Below are 16,949 nucleotides of genomic sequence, written 5' to 3'. Positions count from 1 at the left end.
CAACCGACTATGCTTATAACTTAAGGACAGGAAAACAGACAGCTTTTTTCAGAGTGTGTAAACTGGCATGCTTGGCATGCCAGACAGGCAAGGAGGAGAGATGAAGGTATTAGTCGCAGGGGGCAATTCGGTGCTTGGATACTATGTGGTCCGGCATCTGATCGATCACGGTTATCAGGTTTTTGCGCTCAGTCAGTACTCTGAGCAGGATAACCCGCTGGCGATTCCGCTTGCGTTGCAGGATGAATACATGGCCGGGAAGTTTGATGCCGTAATCTGTTGTGCCAGACCTGTCATGGCACCTTATGCGCAGGAAAAGCAGCCACCGGATTTCTCTGAACTGATGGACAGCCTTGAACGTTTTGCAAAACCGGATGCGACAAAGCTGTTTACATCGGGTATTGAAGTGTTTGGCTGTGCGGATCAATGCTCTGCCGATGAACTAAAGTTTGAACCCCTGTCGGCGGCAGAAAAAGATGTACCTGTGCTGAAAGAAGCCATAGCACTGGGCTGGACGCCGGTTTTTGTGCCGACTCTGGTGTACGGTGGTCAGGAGTGTCCGATCCATACCTCTCTGAACCGTCGTGAAAGTCTTCGCATTCCTGTTTTGATCCCGTCTTCCGGTCTTTATTATGCCGCCCATCTTGATGATCTGGCCGCTTTTCACGTGACCTTAATTGAACAGGATACGCTGGCACCGTTTTATTTTCTGGCTGAGGAAAAACGCTACAGCCCTGAAGATCTGGCGGACATGATGGTGAAATACGGCTGGGCAGAGGGCGTGAAATGTCTGTCGTTACCGAGTTTCCTCAAGCAATACGGCGAAGCGGTGCTGGAGGTGGAAACCATGAATGTGAGCGTGCCGATCAGCCCGGATTTCGAGCCGCGCCACAGCCTGTCATCCTATCTGTCTCAAACCCGGATCACGCCTGCTCATGATCACCCGTAATGTTTGTTTGACCGGCACGCTGAGCGATGCCGGTGAGAAGTGAACACAGGGCTTTTTAGTGGTCTGAGATCTGCCTAATCTTGGGTAAGTGTTATTGTTCTTTTTGTTACTTATTGAATTGACTTGATTTATTTTTCTTCTGTCGTAGTGTGTGGGCTTTGATTTGATGCGGTTAAGAGAGGCCCCATGCGTTATCCTTCCCCACTGGTTCCTGGTTGTACAATCGCTGTCACAGCATTATCGGCAGGTGTCCCTGATGCGTTTCATGCGCGTCTCGATCGAGTGATCCAGGGCTTGCGTGACAGAGGGTTTAAAGTGCTGGAAGGACATTGCTTGCGGGAAAATGCCGGCCATGTCAGCGCACCTGCGGCTGTGCGTGCCAAAGAGCTGATGGCGTTTTTGCTTGATGATCGCGTCGATGCCATTCTGCCACCCTGGGGTGGCGAACTGGCGATGGAACTGCTGCCATTGCTCGATCTGGACATCCTGCGCCATGCCAAACCGAAATGGCTGATTGGCTTTTCCGATATCAGCACCATCTCGTCTGTCTTCACGGCACGCTGCGGCTGGGCCAGCCTGCATTGTGCAAACCTGATGCAGCTTCATCCGGGTGTGAGCGACCCGCTCAACACTGCGGTTTTTCTCTGCTGAGCCTGCCTGCCGGCGAATCTCTGACCTTAGATCAATCCTTATGCTATGAAGTTGCATCGGCCAATTATGGCAAGGAGCCCGAAGCCTTGTTCGCGTTCACTCAGCCTACCCAATGGTCCGTTTTACCGGCAAATGATGCAGCGGAGCCGGTTTATTTTTCTGGCCGCCTGATTGGTGGTTGTCTGGATACAGTGGGGCTGCTGTCAGCCACTGAGTATCTCAATCTGCCCCAGATGAAAGCACAGTATGCTCAGGACGGCCTGATTCTGTTTCTGGAAAACGCCGAGCTCTCACCAACTGCGATGGCCCGCATGTTGATGACGATGAAGTTCAATGGGGTGTTTGATGCCGTTAACGGCGTCATATTCGGTCGGGATGGGTCACCATTAAGTCACGGCAAATCACTGTCACATGCACAGGTCATTCAGCAAGTACTGGGCGACCTGGCGGTACCTGTCATTCTGGACGCGGATATTGGTCATCTGGCACCGAATCTGCCCTTAATGAATGGCGCTGTTGCAAACGTGCAGATGAGCGATGGCAAGGCGTGGATACAGCAGACATTAAGCTAATACTGAAAGGCGGCAAGTGACTGATACTTCGCGGCTTGCCATAGCGTCTATACTCTCAGGAACGGATTGACTGCCAACAGGTAAGCCTTGCTGCGATGAGAGACGACAACATGGCCGTGCTGTATCACCATGTCCGCACGGCGTTATCAGATGAACAGTGCCGCGCCCGGTATATTGAAGAAAAAGCGGCGCGTCTGCTTGGCTTGCATTCCGCGGTGATCGCAGGGTTTACCATTTTGGTGTTGATTGCTTCTTCCTTGTTTGTCCCGCCTCAGCATGCCGTTTCCTGGCTGGCGGCTATCGCCGTGACGGTCACTTATCTGGGGTTGATTTCCGCCTGGAGTTTTCTGTTTCGTCTGCTCCGGCCAGCAGATGTGTATGGCGTACATTTACCGAAAAACTGGCTGGAAGGAATGAAACAGCAAGGGGCGCATGACAACCTTCATCTGGCTGTGGTGCGCTGTTATGAAACATGGCAGCACTTATATCAGAGTAATCAGCATAAAAACGCGATGTTAACCAAGGCCTATCATGAAATTGTGTTTTCAGCCTGGTTAATTGCGATCTCTTTACTGCTATTACTGGCGGCGAAATATCTTGTTGCTGAAGTGTAAGCAATGGCTTTTGCCTGCAACTTGGTTGTTTTGCTGAAATTTTCGCTTAACCTAATGAAAGATGGTGGTAAAGTATCTGCCTGACTGGAGGCAATGATTGCCGAGTATTGTGAGCATCAGGAGGGATGATGCAGTTTGTTCACTGTACCTATGAAAAACATGGCGAAGCCATTCTGGCTATATTCAACGATGCCATTCTGAACACCACCGCACTTTATGAATACCAGCCCCGTACGATGGATATCATGCAAACCTGGTTTGCCACCAAAACGGCCAATCAGTTTCCTGTGATTGGGATTGAAAATGATGCCGGTGAGTTAATGGGGTTTGCCAGTTACGGTACGTTTCGCGCATGGGCCGCATTTAAATATTCTGTCGAACATTCTGTCTATATCCACCCACAGCACCAGGGGAAAGGCTTGGGGCGAAAGCTGATGGAGGCTCTGATTCAAGCGGCCCGTGAGCAGAATTACCATGTGTTGGTCGGCGGTATCGATTCGACAAACATCGGCAGCATCGCCTTGCACAAAAAACTGGGATTCGAATATTCCGGCACGATCAAGCAAGCGGCCTATAAATTTGAACGCTGGTTGGATCTGGATTTCTATCAGCTGATACTGGATACCCCGAAACAGCCTGTTTCAGGGTAATAAATTGTGAAATAAGGATATTGAATGATATTTAACAGCGCGCTCAGTTTAGAAAAAGCACATCGACTGATCGAGATACTGAATCTGCATACGGACAGTCGTGTGATTGATATTGGCTGTGGGGAAGGGGAATTATTACTTCGTCTTGCCAGCGCGACAGGCGCGCATTGTCTGGGATTGGATATTTCTGAGGACTGCATTGCTGCCGCCAATGCGAAAGCAGAGGCGATGGGATTGGCCGATAGAGTGACATTTGAAGTGGCTGACGCAAAAGCGTACCCGATAGCGACTCAATATGATGTGGCTATCTGTATGGGATCGACTCATGCTTTTGGGGAAGGGGATGCTGGTTATCCGGCAGCCCTGACTCAAATGCAGCAATGGTTGAAACCCCAGGGTCAGTTGCTGATTGGCGAAGCTTATTGGAAGCAACCGCCGGCTCAGGCGTATCTGGACTTTATTGGTGAACCGATTGGCATTTATTACGATCACCAGGGCAATATGTCGGTAGCGGAATCTCACGGTTTGGCGACTGTGTATGCAGCAACCAGTAATCAGGACGAATGGGATCACTTTGAAGGTTCTTTTCGCCTGAAAGCAGAGCGTGCTGCGCTGGCCAACCCAGAAGATGAGGCAGCCCGTAAAAAGCGGGATGCGGTTCGCGAGTGGAATGCTTATTACCATCAGTTCGGCCGTGACACCATGGGATTTGGTTTCTATTTGTTCATCCAGGACAAGGGTTGATCCGGACCTGTGGCATAAGCACTGGTTGTTTTTATGGGCGGTGCTTAGTCAGATCTGAGAGGAGAGAAGAGTGACAGCGGCAGAATCACATGCTCTGGTTGTTGAAGGCGGCGCGATGCGCGGTATTTTTGCTGCCGGTGTGCTGGATGGCTTTCTTGAGCAAGACTACCGGCCATTTGATTTTTGCATCGGTGTTTCGGCCGGTTCCACCAATCTTGCGGCCTGGCTGGCGAATCAGCATGGCCGGAATTATAAAGTGATCACGGATTATTCCTGCCGCCCTGAATTTATCAGTTTACGTAAATTTATTCGCGGCGGGCACTGGCTGGATCTTGACTGGCTGTGGCAGATCACCATCAATGAAATCCGTTTGGATCTGGATGCTTTTGCCGCGCAACCCGTGCCTTTGTACGTGGTCACGACCCGAGTCTCTACCGGCGAGGCTGTTTATACGCAGGCCACGGCAGGTAATCTTGAACAATTGCTGAAAGCTTCTTGCTCTGTGCCGGTTGCCTACCGGGATTATCCGCTGCTCAATGGCGATGCCATGACGGACGGCGGGGTAGCCGATTCCATTCCTGTCATCAAAGCCTATGCGATGGGGGCCAGAGAAATTACGGTGATTTTGTCACGCCCGCTGGGCTACCGGAAGAAAGTCAGCAAAGCGAGCTGGTTCCTCCGTCGCATGCTGGCGGATACGCCTGAACTGGCGCGGGTGATGATGCAGCGTGCCGACAATTACAATAACGCGATCGAATTTATTGAGAATCCGCCGCAAGACTGCCGTATTCATGTCATAGCACCGCCGGCAGAGTTTGATGTCGGCCGCATTACCACAGACAAAAAACGGTTGGATACCGGCTATCAGATGGGCCTGGCGGCGGCAATCGCCGGACGATAAGTGCGTGCCATGCGCAACGTTCACAACCACAGAGGCAGCATGATTTTTAACAATTTTGCACCGGCAACATTAGCACAGCAGTTTCAACTTTCACCTCAGGCAGCGGATTGTCTGTCGGCTTATCTGGTGACTTTACCGGAAGCAGAAATACCGGCCATTCCAAGTGTCAGCGCAGATTATTTTTGTGCAGACCAAGAAAATGCAGACATTTGCGCCGAACTGGTACGAAAAGGTGAAAAAAAGCCAGCTGCAGTATGAAATACTGGTATCAGACCGGTGGCAAGGAAGGGCCAGAGCCAATGCCGCAGGTCGGTCATTTACAGGTGGTCACTGACTGGGAAGGCGTTCCGGTCGCGATCACGCAAATTACCCGGGTGACAGAAGCCCGGTTTCAGGATGTGACTGCTGAGTTCGCGGCGGCTGAAGGAGAAGGGGATAAATCGCTGCGCTGGTGGCGTGATGCGCACTGGCAGTTTTTCAGTGCCGAGTGCGAAGAATTAGCGATTGAGATGAGTGAGGACACTGTGCTGGTTCTGGAACACTTTCGAACCGTATGGGCGAAACCTGCCTGATCTCTGTAACGGACTGCCGTAAGCTGCACTGACATCAAGCCTGATATCAGTGGTTTACTTTTTGCTCTGCTATCTTTATCACAGCGGGCAGACGTATCTGTCCGCCCTTATCGCCAGCCAATCTCAGAGATTGCTTCTGATACGCGAATGAGATTGTCTGGTCAATCAGGTGATTTGACTTCACGGCAGGGCAGACATGAAAACACACTGGTTAAATCGTTGGGAAGCGGTCAGGAGCAGTTTCTGGTTTGTCCCTGCCATGATGGTGATTATCGCCATCGGGTTGGCCCGGATTGTCGTTACCCTGGATCATCAGCTGGTGCACTTCTCTCTGGCGTTGCCTGATGTCGGTTTCACGGGAGGCGCAGAGGGAGCACGCAGCGTGCTGTCGACGATTGCCGGCTCCATGGTGACCGTGGCCGGGGTCGCTTTTTCTATCACCATCGTGGCATTAACACTGGCCTCCTCTCAGTTTGGTCCCCGTTTGCTGCGAAATTTCATGCGCGATCCGGGCAATCAGTATGTGCTTGGCACTTTCATCGCAACGTTCATATATTGTCTGCTGGTCCTGAGCAGTGTGACCCATGCCAATGGAGATTCGTTTGTCCCCCGTATTGCGGTCAATCTGGCTTTGTTACTGGCGCTGTTCAATGTCGCGGTTCTGATTTATTTCATTCACCATGTGGCAACTTCGATTCAGGCGGATAACGTCGTGAATGGTGTGTATGAGGAACTGAATCAGCACATTGAGCATTTTTTCCCTGATGAGCTGGGTGAATCTGAACCCGAACCTGTTCAGAGGGATAGCAATCCAACTGGTATGTTTCATCATGTGGTCGCGGCGGAGAGTGAAGGCTACCTGCAAGCCGTAGACAGACATTGTTTACGCCAGCTTGCGCAGCAGTTTCAATGCCGGATTGTGCTGGGCTACAGAGCCGGAGAGTTTATCGTCAAAGGGTGTTCAATTGCCATCGTGCAGTCTGACACTGAACCGGAAGACGGTCTGGATTCACAGCTGATTGATTGTATGATTGTCGGGAAGCTGCGTACGCCGGAACAAGATCCTGAATTTGCTGTTCATCAGCTGGTGGAAGTGGCCGTCAGAGCCTTGTCACCGGGCATCAATGATCCCTTTACAGCCATGACCTGCGTCGACAGGCTCAGTGCGGTACTGTGTACGCTGACTGGCCGGTCATTTCATTTGGCGCGCTGGTATGATGATGACGGGCAGTTGCGGCTGGAAGAGCCGCCACTGACGTTTACCGGGATACTCAACGCCGCTTTTGATCAGATTCGCCAGCATGGTAAGTCGGATACGGCAGTGACGATCCGGCTGCTTGAGAGTCTTGCCCGGATTGCCAGTTTTAGCAGAACGGGCGAGCAGCAGGATGCAGTTCGTCGTCAGGCCGAGATGATCCTGCGATCCAGTCAGGATTGTCTGGAGGAACCGCAGGATCTGGCAGACATTGATCAGCGATTTCAGGCGATCCAGGATGAAATGCGCCAATGCGACTGAGGTTATTTCAACGCCGACTCATTCGCCAACAGCCATTTTCGCAGTAAACCCGCCAACTGAGCCTGCTCGTCTTTATCCAAGGCCGTCAGTATTTGATGCTCATTCGCGACATGCGCTGTGACGGCCTGGTCAACCAACGCCTGTCCTTCTTCTGTTAACGATACCTTACAACTGCGCCTGTCATCATCACTTGGCTGCCGGTAGATCAGCCCTCTGTCGGTCAGTTTATCCAGTCGGGCTGTCATCGCGCCGGAAGACAGCATCACGGTGTGATAAAGCTGGGTGGGGGTCAGGGGTTCGCCGGCTCTGCGCAGAGAGGCCAGAATATCAAATTCTACCTGGCTCAGTCCGTAGCTTTTGAAAACAACATTGATACTGTCTGTCATGATTCGCTGGGCACGATACATACGGCCAATGATTCCCATCGGGGAGCAATCCAAATCTGGCCGGTGTTCCTGCCATTGAATCAATAGTTTATCGACATGATCTTGCATAGGGTTCAGCCTGTCCGTTCTTCATGAAGTCAACATGAGGTGATTAACTTTTTGAAAAAGATACTTGATTAAAAGACAAATAGCCACTAATTTATCTTTAACAAAAGATATTTTGATTAAAGATTCTTGGAGTGAAGTTAAATGAATTATCTGCTCGCGTTATTAGTCCCCATGCTGTGGGGCAGTACCTATGCTGCCGTCAGCCTGTTTCTGCAAGATATGTCGCCTTATTGGGTTGCAGTGTGGCGGGCGTTACCCGCCGGTCTGGTATTACTTTTGCTGCGCCCTAAGTTGCCACCGTTGAGCTGGAGCCGCATGACCTTGCTGAGCTTTTGCAACATTGCCGCATTTTTTGTATTGCTTTTCATTGCGGCTTACCGTTTACCCGGCTCTGTCGCCGGCACTCTGGGGGCGACTATGCCTTTGCAGATGATGCTGTTGCAGTGGCTGGGGGAAGGCAAAAACCTGCCCCCCGTTCAGTGGTGTTAGCGGTACTGGGTTTAATCGGAGTGGGTTTACTGCTGAACCCGTCTGCAGATTTAGATCCGATTGGCACCCTGGCCGCTTTAGCTGGCACGGCACTGGTCTCGCAGTCTGCTATCTGGATGAAACGCTGGCCGGTAAATGATGCGCTGAGTTTTGCCGCCTGGCAGCTCGTTCTTGGCGGGATGATGCTGATTCCATTCGCATGGTTTGTCGCTGGTGCTCCGGTTGCCTTGTCTGTGGAGGCCATACCCGGCTTGCTGTGGCTGGTACTGCTGAACACTGCCTTTGGTTACTGGGCCTGGGTTCGCTCGGTGAAAAAACTGGGGCCGAACGTGATGTCGATGTTTTCACTGATGAACCCGGTTACAGCGGTATTACTGGGTATTGGTCTGGTCGGAGAAAGCCTTGGACTCTTGCAGTGGGCGGGAATTGGCTTGATTATGATGGCCTTGCTATTCATGAAGAAACCCGCCAAGCCAACCCGGACTGCTACTGCTGCACTGGAAGGACAACCAGGCAACAAATCTGTCTCTGTCAGGCAATAGCTGATGAAGCCAGAGCCTTTGGCGGGAAGAGAGCAGATCAAAGAAGCGGCCTCAGCCGCTTCTTTCAGTTCAGCCCCAGTTGCCGACGGTACTCGGCTTCAGTGGCGTAATCGTGTGAATCAGCCCGATCAAGAAAAACGATACCGTTGAGGTGGTCTAATTCATGCTGGAATATCCGTGCGATGAAGCCGGATAATTCGCAGCGGACTTTCTGACCATCAAGCTGCTCGTAGCCGACGCTGATTTTGGTGGATCTCGGGACCAGCGCACGTATACCAGGGATGCTCAGGCAGCCTTCCCAGTCTTTTTCTTTCTCTTCGCTCATCCGGTAAATTTCAGGATTGAGCATCAGCGTTGGTGCCATGGCCGGTGCGTTCGGGTAACGGGCATTCGGAGAAGAGGCAACAATAAAAGCACGAAGCGATTGGCTGACCTGTGGGGCTGCAATCCCCACACCCTGATGGCTGCGCATCAAGGCTTCTAAGTCGGTAAAAAAGGTCGCGTATTCTTTCCATTGCTCTGTAGACAGTGCTTTCGACTGCTGGCGCAATATCGGATTGCCTAACTGCGCGATGATCATCCTTGCTCTCCCTTGATTGTCTATGGATGGGTTATAGCTTTATCAGGCAGGGACTGCAAGTGTTCCCTTTTTATATTCCGGAATGACACTTTCAGAACGCTGCTAAGCAACTATGCTTATATCTGTAATTCATTTATCGACATTGATTGGCCGCAACTTAGGCCACGCACTTTGAGGGAATATGAGATGGACAGAAAAGCATTTGTAGAAAAACTCAACGCACAGATGAAAGAGATCAATGCTGAAATCGATAAGCTGGAAGCAAAAGCGCAGCATTCCAGTGCGGAGCTGAAAGAAAAATATCGCGATGAAATTCAGCAACTAAAAGCTAAAAAAGCAGAGGCAGATAAGAAACTGGATGAAGTAAAACACGCCAGCGAAGAAGCGTGGGGCGAACTACGTCAGGGCGCTGAAGAAGCGTTTGATTCAATGAAAAAAGCTTTCAGGGCAGCCTGGGATAAATACAAATAACTTGCCCGACTGATATCGGGCAAGTGTAGTTGTAGTTACAGACTGACTTTTTTAAGCGCAACGGCATTCATGCAGTATCGTAGTCCGCTGGGTGCCGGGCCGTCAGGAAACACATGACCCAGATGGGCATCGCAGACGGAACAAACGGTTTCGATTCGCTGCATACCGTGCGAGGTGTCCATCAGATAATTGATAGCATTGACGTTGACCGGTTGGGTGAAGGATGGCCAGCCTGAACCTGAGTCAAATTTTTCCCCGGCGTCAAACAGCATGTTACCGCAACAGACACAGGCGTATTCCCCCGGCTCGAACAATTCACACATTTCCGACTTAAACGGTCTTTCCGTGCCTTTCTGGCGCGTAATGTAATATTCATCGTCAGTCAGTTGCTGGCGCCATTCTGCTTCGCTTTTTTCAACGCGGCGGGGAGGCACGATATCGCCTTTGGTTGCGTGTTCAATAACTTTTTCCCAAGTGAGCATGTCGTTCTCCAACTAACTAGATGTGGTTTTATAGATAGGGCCATCGGTCAATAATTTCAAGATAAACCGCCCTCTAAGGTATAGACCTGAGAACATCGCATAAATTAACCTTATTTTAAATGTGTGTTTAATGCGGCCAGACTTGGCTATAATGCCGCGCTTATTCACTTTTGTATGCTGCCTGCAGGTGCAATCGTAGTAAAAACTGTGAATGCCGAGTCTTTTGGCCAACCGGTATCAGCCTGAAACTGGCTTGCTGGGTATTGCTGCGAGAACAAGTAGCAGGGCCAGCAAATGCTACCCGTTTATGTATAGAACAATGCTCTGGATTTACGATCCAGTCCGCACTGAGGAAAAACGATGTCCCAATACGTAGTTTGTGCACTGTATAAGTTTGTTGCACTGGAAGATTTTGAAGCCCTTCGTGAGCCATTACAAAACCTGATGGAAGAGAATCAGGTTCGCGGTACGTTACTTCTTGCTAAAGAGGGTATTAACGGTACAGTCGCCGGCAAACGCGAAAACATTGACGCCCTGCTGGCTTGGTTTAAGACGGATTCTCGCTTAACAGACATAGTGTACAAAGAGTCATTCGATGATCATCAACCATTCAACCGCTCTAAGGTGAAGTTGAAGAAAGAAATCGTGACCATGGGTGTAGAAGGTATTGACCCTCGCCATGTCGTCGGCACTTATGTGAAGCCAAAAGACTGGAACCAGCTGATTGCTGACCCTGAGGTTTTCGTTGTCGATACCCGTAATGACTATGAAATTGAAGTGGGTACTTTCAAACGCGCTGTCAACCCGAAGACAGAGACTTTCCGCGAGTTCCCGGAGTACGTGAAAGAAAACCTGGACCCGTCGAAACACAAGAAAGTGGCGATGTTCTGTACCGGTGGTATCCGCTGCGAAAAATCCACCGCTTACCTGAAAGAGCAGGGCTTTGATGAGGTTTATCACCTGGAAGGCGGCATTCTGAAATATCTTGAAGAAGTCCCTGCCGAAGAGAGCTTGTGGGAAGGCGAGTGCTATGTCTTTGATGGCCGTGTCACGGTAAATCACCAGCTTGAAAAAGGCTCTTATGACATGTGTAACGCCTGCCGTTTGCCGATCACAGAGCAGGATATGCAGAGTGTGCAATTTGAAAAAGGTGTCAGCTGTCCGAAATGTTGTGATAAACATTCTGACGAGCAGAAAGCCCGTTTCCGCGAGCGCGAGAAGCAAGTACAACTGGCAGCGCAACGTGGTGAACAACACGTTGGTGGCGATGCCAAAAGTATTATCGAGGCCCGTCGTCAGGAAAAGCTGACACGCAAAAAGCAGCAACGCGAACAGCGTTAATTGCGTTAGAAAAGAATACGTCCCCGGGCAGTCCTGCCTGGGGAAAGCCTGCCTCTGGTCTGCCTGGCCATAAAGCGCCTATCCGGCCAAATCAAGCACAGTACTGCAACCTATTTACTTGCCAGCCTGCTTACCCTATTCAGACAGGGTTGTTGATTGCTGCCCGCCAAAGTCATTTCTGCTTACTCTTGTGTTGTTCTATCGGCGAAAATTGGCTGTCTATGGCAGCGAATGCAACATTTGATTACATAAATTGCGCTGAGAAATCTGCAAGATGTTACTGCCAGTGAAACCATTTCCTGCCGGAAGGAGTCCAATAACCAAAGTCGAATGGATAAAGCAGGAGGCGCTGGATGGAAACTGTCGGTCTGGGTGGAAGCTGCCATTGGTGTACTGAAGCTGTGTTTCGCTCATTAAAAGGCGTTGGCGAAGTCGATCAGGGCTGGCTGTCAGCGCAGGGGCACGAAGCGATGTCTGAAGGGATTTTATTGCGCTTTGATCCGGCCAGGATCGATCTGTATACCCTGATTCAGATTCATCTTTATACCCACAGCTGCACGTCGAACCATGCCTTACGACACAGATACCGCTCTGCTGTCTATGCATTCAGTCCTGATCAGCAACGTGCTGCGCAGGTTTGCCTCAAAGCCCTTCAACCTGAATTCGAACAACCTATTTTAACCCAGGCTCTGCGCTTTGATGCGTTTGAGCCATCACGCCATGAAATTCAGGACTATTTTTACAGCAATCCGCAGAAGCCATTCTGTCAGATGCGTATCAGCCCGAAGCTCAGCATTTTGCTGAATCAGTTCAGTGACCGCGTTGACGAGAATAAACGGCATGTGCTGGAGCAGCTACCCGTGGATAGCAAATGCAGCAATATTCAGTGATAGAAAAACTGAACAATAAACAGATCAAGCTGTTTGTACCGCGCGGTCCTAAGATATTTTTTTATTATCTTTTTGATGAAAATAACACTTGACCTCAAGTTAACCTGAGGTTTTATCGTGGCGTTATCTCTTCTGATGCCACGGAGCAATTGAATGAAAAATCTTATCGATCAATATTTGCAGAGTCTGGGTGTTAACGAGCCGGAAATCAGCCTGGAGTGGCTGCAATCTTTGTTAACGGCCCATCTGGTACGATATCCGTTTTCCAGTGCGAATGTCATTTTGAAGCATGATTTAAGTCTCGAGCCTGAGGCTTTGTTCAAGCGCCTGGTGGGGCAACGCCGTGGCGGTTATTGTTTCGAGCACAACAAAGTCGTCTTTTTGGTGTTGAAAGAGCTGGGCTTTGATGTCCGTCCTCTGATTGGCCGTGTGATGCTCAACGGTAATCCGGACAATGGTCGCTCGCACCGTTTAACCTTACTGACTCTGCATGATAAGCAGTATCTGATTGATGCCGGATTCGGGGTCATGAACCCAAGACAGATCATTGCTCTGAATACCAACCAGCCTCAGCCTGATGTCAGATACCACTACAGTGTGGAGTCAGACAACCGCGGCGGTATGATGGTGATTGCAACAAACTGCGATGAGGCAGTGACATTGTATCGGTTTGATTTTGCGGAATATGTGGAATCAGACTGTAATATAGGCCATTTTTATAGCCATCAGGCGCCGGAGGCGGCATTTGTGAATCATCTGGTGGTATCCCGGATTCTTGACAGCCGGCGGTATCTGATCCGAAACCTGACCTACTTTGAATACGATGATCAGGCAGGGCAGGAGAGAACTGCCGAGATCAGTGACGCGACTATGCTGTATCAGCTCCTGACGACGCAGTTTAATTTACAGCTCACCGAGCAGGATGCTGCAACCTTGTATTCACATCAAATGGCTAAGATACGTCAGCAGCAGTAACAGCAGCACAGACCAGGGGCAGAATTCCAGATAAAGCTGGCGCAGCGCCATGATATCTTTAGAATGAACGGTTAGAAATTCATTCAAAAGCCTCAGTCAGGAGGAATGTGTGGGCGCTATTTTGTATTACGTTCATGATCCTATGTGTAGTTGGTGCTGGGGTTATCGTCCTGCTTTTCAGCGACTCAAAGCTCAGTTACCGGTTGATGTGGAAATCCGCAATGTGTTGGGGGGTCTGGCTCCCGACAGTGATCAGCCCATGCCGGAAGAGATGCAGCAGATGTTACAGCTGACCTGGCGCCGGATAGCCAGCCAGCTGGGGACAGTATTTAATCATGACTTCTGGACACAGTGCCAGCCGCGCCGGTCGACCTATCCTGCCTGTCGGGCTGTTATTGCCGCAAAAAAGCAGGGACAGGAAAAGGCAATGACAGAGGCGATTCAGCAGGCTTATTACCTGCGGGCAATGAATCCTTCTGACGATGAGACTCACGCAAAGCTGGCCGCTGAGCTGGGTTTGGACGTTGCGCATTTCATGACAGATATCACCAGCGCTGAGGTTGACGCATTACTTCAGGAAGACATAGCGCATGCGGCAGCATTGGGTGTGTCGGGCTTTCCTTCACTGGTTCTGGAAGTGGAAGGTCAGCGCTGGCCGATTGCGGTTGCTTACCAGAATGAACTGACTACGCTCAATGACATTCACGATAAGATCAAATGGGCGAAAGCCAAATCGGTCATGAAAGGGTGGTTTGTCAACAAAAGCTAGCTGACGAACAATCACACGATGGCAGCCTGCGCAGCCATCGTGTGCCATTGTTAAAAAGAATAGGCCAGCCCTATACTGTACAGGTTCTGGGTTTCTTCATAAAAATCAATGTTGGACGTCAGGTTATCAAACCCCGCCCGGGCAACCGCACTGGCATTGCGCCAGTTAAACGGGGCAAGGTAAATGAAGGTTGCGGAAAAACCGTATCGGTTGTCATCCCGGATCTGATTAAAAATAGGATGGGCCTCGTCATAGTCAATCCACGCTGCACTGGCACCCAGCATCACAATATAGCGATCGAGCCTCTGCCGGGCCGTCAGTTCAACACCATAGCGATTGTTCGCTACCGCGCCACCTTCCGCGCTGTCATCGATGTAGTGAATTTTCCAGTCGATGCCGAACTGACGATTTAAATCCAGTTTTTGACTCAGTGCGGCATAGAAAAGATCGCCTTCACGATCAAGGGCGTCCTGTGCTGTCGTGCTATACGCAGAGCCGCTGCGCTCATCGTCGATCTTGCGTTTACCCGCGGCAAGCTCCAGAGACACATTGGTGCCTGCGATACGGTGATAGTCCACCACTGCGCCTCGGATAGAGCGCTTGGTTTCCTGTCTTGGTGACCCGATCTGAAAAGGGTCGTCCCACACTTTGTTGTCAAAAAAGCCGGGAATCACACCAATGCCTAAGCTGGACCCGTCACTCAGATACTGAGTAAGGCCCGCCTGCATATAAAAACTGCTCGCCATGCCCCCCAGTGCTGATTTGAAATACAGTTCGGTATTTCGGGCAACACCCAACTGTAAATCCCACATGGGCAAAGGCAGCGTTTTTTCTTCCTTTGCGCCTGATTCTTCTAACGAATTGAGTACGGATGATTGCTCGGTACTCAGACGGGAATCGTTTTTAAACCAGCCCAGGTTAATACTGACATTGCCTGAAAGGCCGGGCTTTACATCGTTCTGAGCAGCAACGGAAAAAGCAGACAGTGTCCCAAGAATGAGCACTGTCTGTCGAAACGTTCGTAACATGGCCACTTCCTGTGAAAAGCATTGGTTAATGTTTCTTTTTATTACGCTTTTTGGTCTTCATTTTATAAAGATCCAAGCGCCGATGCTTTAGGTTAGTGACAGAGCCTTCGTTGTGCAACAGTTTTAGTTTCGATAAGTCGACATCAGCGAAAATAATCATTTCGGTATTGGCATTGGCTTCCGTAATGATGGCATCGTGTGGAAAATACACATCGGAGGGTGAAAACACCGCAGACTGGGCATATTGGATGTCGACATTATCAACCCGGGGAAGGTTGCCGACACTGCCCCCCAGTGCGACATAACATTCGTTTTCAATCGCCCGCGCCTGACCACAGATACGGACCCGCAGATAGCCGTTTTTGGTATCTGTCCAGAAAGGTACGAACAGTATCTGCAAACCCTGATCAGCCAAAAGCCGGCCCAGTTCAGGAAACTCCACATCGTAGCAAATCAGAATACCAATGCGGCCGGCATCGGTGTCAAAGACTTTGACTTTATCGCCTCCGTCTATCACCCAGTCCCTGACCTCGTGCGGCGTGATGTGAATTTTATATTGCTCGTCTATGTCCCCGTCTCTGTGCAGCAGGTAGGACACGTTATATAACTTATCCCCTTTCAGATAGGGCATACTGCCAGCAATGATGTTGATGTTATACGTGACAGCCAGTTGAGAGAAACGCTGACGGATTTCTTCCGTGAACTGGCTAAGGTAGCGGATGGCCTCAACCGAATCTTTGTCTCTGGCTAACCCCATCAGCGGCGCATTAAAAAATTCAGGGAACAATGCAAAATCCGACTGGTATTTGGACAGCGAAGAGACAAAAAACTCGGCCTGGTTCATCAGGTCGTCGACCGACACGACCCGACGCATGTGCCACTGCACTATGCCCAGCCTTATCAGTGTTTTTTCGGTTTGATGGACTGAGATATCTTCCTCATAGAAAATATTGTCCCATTCAAGCAGCGTGGCGTAGCCTTTGGACTTCGCATCTTCAGGCAGATAGCGGTTCATCAGGCGTTTGACGTCGAAATCATTGGCAAGCTGAAACGAGAGTATCGGGTCATGAATTTCACGGCGTTTGACCTTGGCAATATACTCAGACACATGCATTTCATCCGCGTACTTGTGATAACCCGGAATCCGCCCGCCAGCCAGGATGGCTTTGAGGTTGTTGGCCCGGCAGAGCTCCTTGCGGGCTTCGTATAAGCGGCGTCCCAAGCGAAGCCCGCGATAATCCGGGTGGACAAAGACGTCCAGCCCATACAAGGCATCCCCGCTCGGGTTGTGGCAGGCCACATTGTTGGCATCGACGATATCCAGGTAGGTGTGGTTCAGCGAATAACGGTTGTAGCTGACTTTAATGGTCAGCGCCGCGGCGATGATTTTTCCCTTGTCCTCAATGCAGATTTGCCCGTCGGGAAAATGTTTGACCAGCCCCTGAATGGTAGATTTTGGCCAGGCGCCGCCAACATCAGGAAAAACCAGATCCTCCAGTGCAGCAAGTTGCTTAAAGTCGGAAGGCTCAATGGTGCGCAGATTTAATAAAGTGCTGTTGTTCTCATCCATAACTTATTGTTTTTCATTGTTGAAACCAGTGCTATAAAGTATGGAACATCCGTTAGGTTTCGCCAGTGAACCGTATCCTGACAGTGAGTGAACACAATTTTATTCCGGATAGACCATACTTTAGGTCTGATTCTTCATTCATATCACGA

The 16,949-nt window shown here is 50.3% G+C and carries 20 protein-coding genes and 1 pseudogene; 16 read left to right on the top strand and 5 right to left on the bottom strand.

What is annotated here, in order from left to right:
- The first annotated feature begins 100 nt into the window (after window positions 1-100).
- The 9 genes and pseudogenes from P4S53_RS02645 (at window position 101) to P4S53_RS02605 (ending at window position 7,169) form a co-directional block, all read left to right on the top strand.
- Window positions 101-949 carry an NAD(P)-dependent oxidoreductase gene (locus P4S53_RS02645; protein ID WP_337111255.1) on the top strand — a complete coding sequence of 283 codons (849 nt, stop codon included), beginning with the start codon at window positions 101-103 and terminating at the stop codon, window positions 947-949.
- A 186-nt stretch (window positions 950-1,135) separates the two neighbouring features.
- On the top strand, window positions 1,136-1,600 hold the full coding sequence (locus tag P4S53_RS02640) for an LD-carboxypeptidase (RefSeq protein ID WP_337111254.1): 465 nt from the start codon (window positions 1,136-1,138) through the stop codon (window positions 1,598-1,600).
- Between the two features lie 86 nt (window positions 1,601-1,686).
- On the top strand, window positions 1,687-2,172 hold the full coding sequence (locus P4S53_RS02635) for a hypothetical protein (RefSeq protein ID WP_337111253.1): 486 nt from the start codon (window positions 1,687-1,689) through the stop codon (window positions 2,170-2,172).
- 95 nt (window positions 2,173-2,267) lie between these two features.
- A complete protein-coding gene (locus P4S53_RS02630; RefSeq protein ID WP_337111252.1) occupies window positions 2,268-2,786 on the top strand; it encodes a hypothetical protein in 519 nt (172 codons plus the stop codon).
- A gap of 128 nt (window positions 2,787-2,914) precedes the next feature.
- A complete protein-coding gene (locus tag P4S53_RS02625) occupies window positions 2,915-3,436 on the top strand; it encodes a GNAT family N-acetyltransferase (RefSeq protein WP_337111251.1) in 522 nt (173 codons plus the stop codon).
- A gap of 24 nt (window positions 3,437-3,460) precedes the next feature.
- Window positions 3,461-4,180, top strand: a complete 720-nt coding sequence (locus P4S53_RS02620; protein WP_337111250.1) for an SAM-dependent methyltransferase — start codon at window positions 3,461-3,463, stop codon at window positions 4,178-4,180.
- Between the two features lie 70 nt (window positions 4,181-4,250).
- Entirely contained in the window at window positions 4,251-5,081 is an 831-nt protein-coding gene (locus tag P4S53_RS02615; RefSeq protein WP_337111249.1) for a patatin-like phospholipase family protein, read from the top strand.
- A 39-nt stretch (window positions 5,082-5,120) separates the two neighbouring features.
- Window positions 5,121-5,653: pseudogene (locus tag P4S53_RS02610) on the top strand (ASCH domain-containing protein).
- 196 nt (window positions 5,654-5,849) lie between these two features.
- A complete protein-coding gene (locus P4S53_RS02605; protein ID WP_337111248.1) occupies window positions 5,850-7,169 on the top strand; it encodes a DUF2254 domain-containing protein in 1,320 nt (439 codons plus the stop codon).
- A 2-nt stretch (window positions 7,170-7,171) separates the two neighbouring features.
- Here the strand turns inward: P4S53_RS02605 and P4S53_RS02600 are convergent, their stop codons facing one another.
- Complete coding sequence (locus P4S53_RS02600) at window positions 7,172-7,663, bottom strand: MarR family winged helix-turn-helix transcriptional regulator (RefSeq protein WP_337111247.1); 492 nt, start codon at window positions 7,661-7,663, stop codon at window positions 7,172-7,174.
- A gap of 141 nt (window positions 7,664-7,804) precedes the next feature.
- On the opposite strand from P4S53_RS02600, the gene P4S53_RS02595 reads away from it, so the two are divergent.
- Together P4S53_RS02595 and P4S53_RS02590 are read left to right on the top strand one after the other, a co-directional pair.
- Window positions 7,805-8,152, top strand: a complete 348-nt coding sequence (locus P4S53_RS02595) for a DMT family transporter (protein WP_337111246.1) — start codon at window positions 7,805-7,807, stop codon at window positions 8,150-8,152.
- A complete protein-coding gene (locus P4S53_RS02590) occupies window positions 8,146-8,694 on the top strand; it encodes a DMT family transporter (protein WP_337111245.1) in 549 nt (182 codons plus the stop codon). Before P4S53_RS02595 ends, P4S53_RS02590 begins: the two co-directional genes overlap by 7 nt.
- 64 nt (window positions 8,695-8,758) lie before the next feature.
- On the opposite strand, the gene def is transcribed toward P4S53_RS02590, so the two are convergent.
- Window positions 8,759-9,274 carry a peptide deformylase gene (gene def, locus P4S53_RS02585; protein ID WP_337111244.1) on the bottom strand — a complete coding sequence of 172 codons (516 nt, stop codon included), beginning with the start codon at window positions 9,272-9,274 and terminating at the stop codon, window positions 8,759-8,761.
- A 225-nt stretch (window positions 9,275-9,499) separates the two neighbouring features.
- Between def and P4S53_RS02580 the strand changes: the two genes are divergently transcribed.
- The gene (locus tag P4S53_RS02580) at window positions 9,500-9,745 is read left to right on the top strand and encodes a hypothetical protein (protein WP_337111243.1); all 246 of its coding nucleotides are present in this window, start codon (window positions 9,500-9,502) and stop codon (window positions 9,743-9,745) included.
- A 35-nt stretch (window positions 9,746-9,780) separates the two neighbouring features.
- Here the strand turns inward: P4S53_RS02580 and msrB are convergent, their stop codons facing one another.
- Window positions 9,781-10,227 (bottom strand): peptide-methionine (R)-S-oxide reductase MsrB, encoded by a 447-nt coding sequence (gene msrB, locus P4S53_RS02575; RefSeq protein ID WP_337111242.1) that lies wholly within the window; start codon window positions 10,225-10,227, stop codon window positions 9,781-9,783.
- A 360-nt stretch (window positions 10,228-10,587) separates the two neighbouring features.
- Here msrB and trhO point away from each other — a divergent pair, with 360 nt between their 5' ends.
- The 4 genes from trhO to P4S53_RS02555 all read left to right on the top strand — a co-directional run bounded on the left by trhO (window position 10,588) and on the right by P4S53_RS02555 (window position 14,202).
- Window positions 10,588-11,568, top strand: coding sequence for an oxygen-dependent tRNA uridine(34) hydroxylase TrhO (gene trhO / locus P4S53_RS02570; protein WP_337111241.1), 981 nt, complete (start codon window positions 10,588-10,590; stop codon window positions 11,566-11,568).
- 353 nt (window positions 11,569-11,921) lie between these two features.
- Window positions 11,922-12,458, top strand: coding sequence for a peptide-methionine (S)-S-oxide reductase (locus P4S53_RS02565; RefSeq protein ID WP_337111240.1), 537 nt, complete (start codon window positions 11,922-11,924; stop codon window positions 12,456-12,458).
- 153 nt (window positions 12,459-12,611) lie between these two features.
- Window positions 12,612-13,433 carry an arylamine N-acetyltransferase family protein gene (locus tag P4S53_RS02560; protein WP_337111239.1) on the top strand — a complete coding sequence of 274 codons (822 nt, stop codon included), beginning with the start codon at window positions 12,612-12,614 and terminating at the stop codon, window positions 13,431-13,433.
- Window positions 13,434-13,542: 109 nt separating this feature from the next.
- A complete protein-coding gene (locus tag P4S53_RS02555) occupies window positions 13,543-14,202 on the top strand; it encodes a DsbA family protein (protein ID WP_337111238.1) in 660 nt (219 codons plus the stop codon).
- A gap of 50 nt (window positions 14,203-14,252) precedes the next feature.
- Here the strand turns inward: P4S53_RS02555 and P4S53_RS02550 are convergent, their stop codons facing one another.
- Complete coding sequence (locus P4S53_RS02550) at window positions 14,253-15,230, bottom strand: DUF2860 family protein (protein ID WP_337111237.1); 978 nt, start codon at window positions 15,228-15,230, stop codon at window positions 14,253-14,255.
- 25 nt (window positions 15,231-15,255) lie between these two features.
- Window positions 15,256-16,800 (bottom strand): bifunctional GNAT family N-acetyltransferase/carbon-nitrogen hydrolase family protein, encoded by a 1,545-nt coding sequence (locus tag P4S53_RS02545; protein WP_337111236.1) that lies wholly within the window; start codon window positions 16,798-16,800, stop codon window positions 15,256-15,258.
- Window positions 16,801-16,949: the final 149 nt, after the last annotated feature.

Origin of the sequence: Photobacterium sp. Hal280 (assembly GCF_037162255.1) — a bacterium.
Taxonomy (GTDB): Bacteria; Pseudomonadota; Gammaproteobacteria; order Enterobacterales; family Vibrionaceae; genus Photobacterium.
This window is presented reverse-complemented; position numbering and strand designations above follow the sequence as displayed.

Coding starts and splice junctions, on each gene's coding strand:
- P4S53_RS02595 (WP_337111246.1), top strand. CDS start 7,805: ATGAATTATCTGCTCGCGTTATTAGTCCCCATGCTGTGGGGCAGTACC.
- def (WP_337111244.1), bottom strand. CDS start 9,274: ATGATCATCGCGCAGTTAGGCAATCCGATATTGCGCCAGCAGTCGAAA.
- P4S53_RS02630 (WP_337111252.1), top strand. CDS start 2,268: ATGAGAGACGACAACATGGCCGTGCTGTATCACCATGTCCGCACGGCG.
- P4S53_RS02620 (WP_337111250.1), top strand. CDS start 3,461: ATGATATTTAACAGCGCGCTCAGTTTAGAAAAAGCACATCGACTGATC.
- P4S53_RS02580 (WP_337111243.1), top strand. CDS start 9,500: ATGAAAGAGATCAATGCTGAAATCGATAAGCTGGAAGCAAAAGCGCAG.
- P4S53_RS02545 (WP_337111236.1), bottom strand. CDS start 16,800: ATGGATGAGAACAACAGCACTTTATTAAATCTGCGCACCATTGAGCCT.
- msrB (WP_337111242.1), bottom strand. CDS start 10,227: ATGCTCACTTGGGAAAAAGTTATTGAACACGCAACCAAAGGCGATATC.
- trhO (WP_337111241.1), top strand. CDS start 10,588: ATGTCCCAATACGTAGTTTGTGCACTGTATAAGTTTGTTGCACTGGAA.
- P4S53_RS02645 (WP_337111255.1), top strand. CDS start 101: ATGAAGGTATTAGTCGCAGGGGGCAATTCGGTGCTTGGATACTATGTG.
- P4S53_RS02625 (WP_337111251.1), top strand. CDS start 2,915: ATGCAGTTTGTTCACTGTACCTATGAAAAACATGGCGAAGCCATTCTG.
- P4S53_RS02565 (WP_337111240.1), top strand. CDS start 11,922: ATGGAAACTGTCGGTCTGGGTGGAAGCTGCCATTGGTGTACTGAAGCT.
- P4S53_RS02605 (WP_337111248.1), top strand. CDS start 5,850: ATGAAAACACACTGGTTAAATCGTTGGGAAGCGGTCAGGAGCAGTTTC.
- P4S53_RS02560 (WP_337111239.1), top strand. CDS start 12,612: ATGAAAAATCTTATCGATCAATATTTGCAGAGTCTGGGTGTTAACGAG.
- P4S53_RS02600 (WP_337111247.1), bottom strand. CDS start 7,663: ATGCAAGATCATGTCGATAAACTATTGATTCAATGGCAGGAACACCGG.
- P4S53_RS02550 (WP_337111237.1), bottom strand. CDS start 15,230: ATGTTACGAACGTTTCGACAGACAGTGCTCATTCTTGGGACACTGTCT.
- P4S53_RS02640 (WP_337111254.1), top strand. CDS start 1,136: ATGCGTTATCCTTCCCCACTGGTTCCTGGTTGTACAATCGCTGTCACA.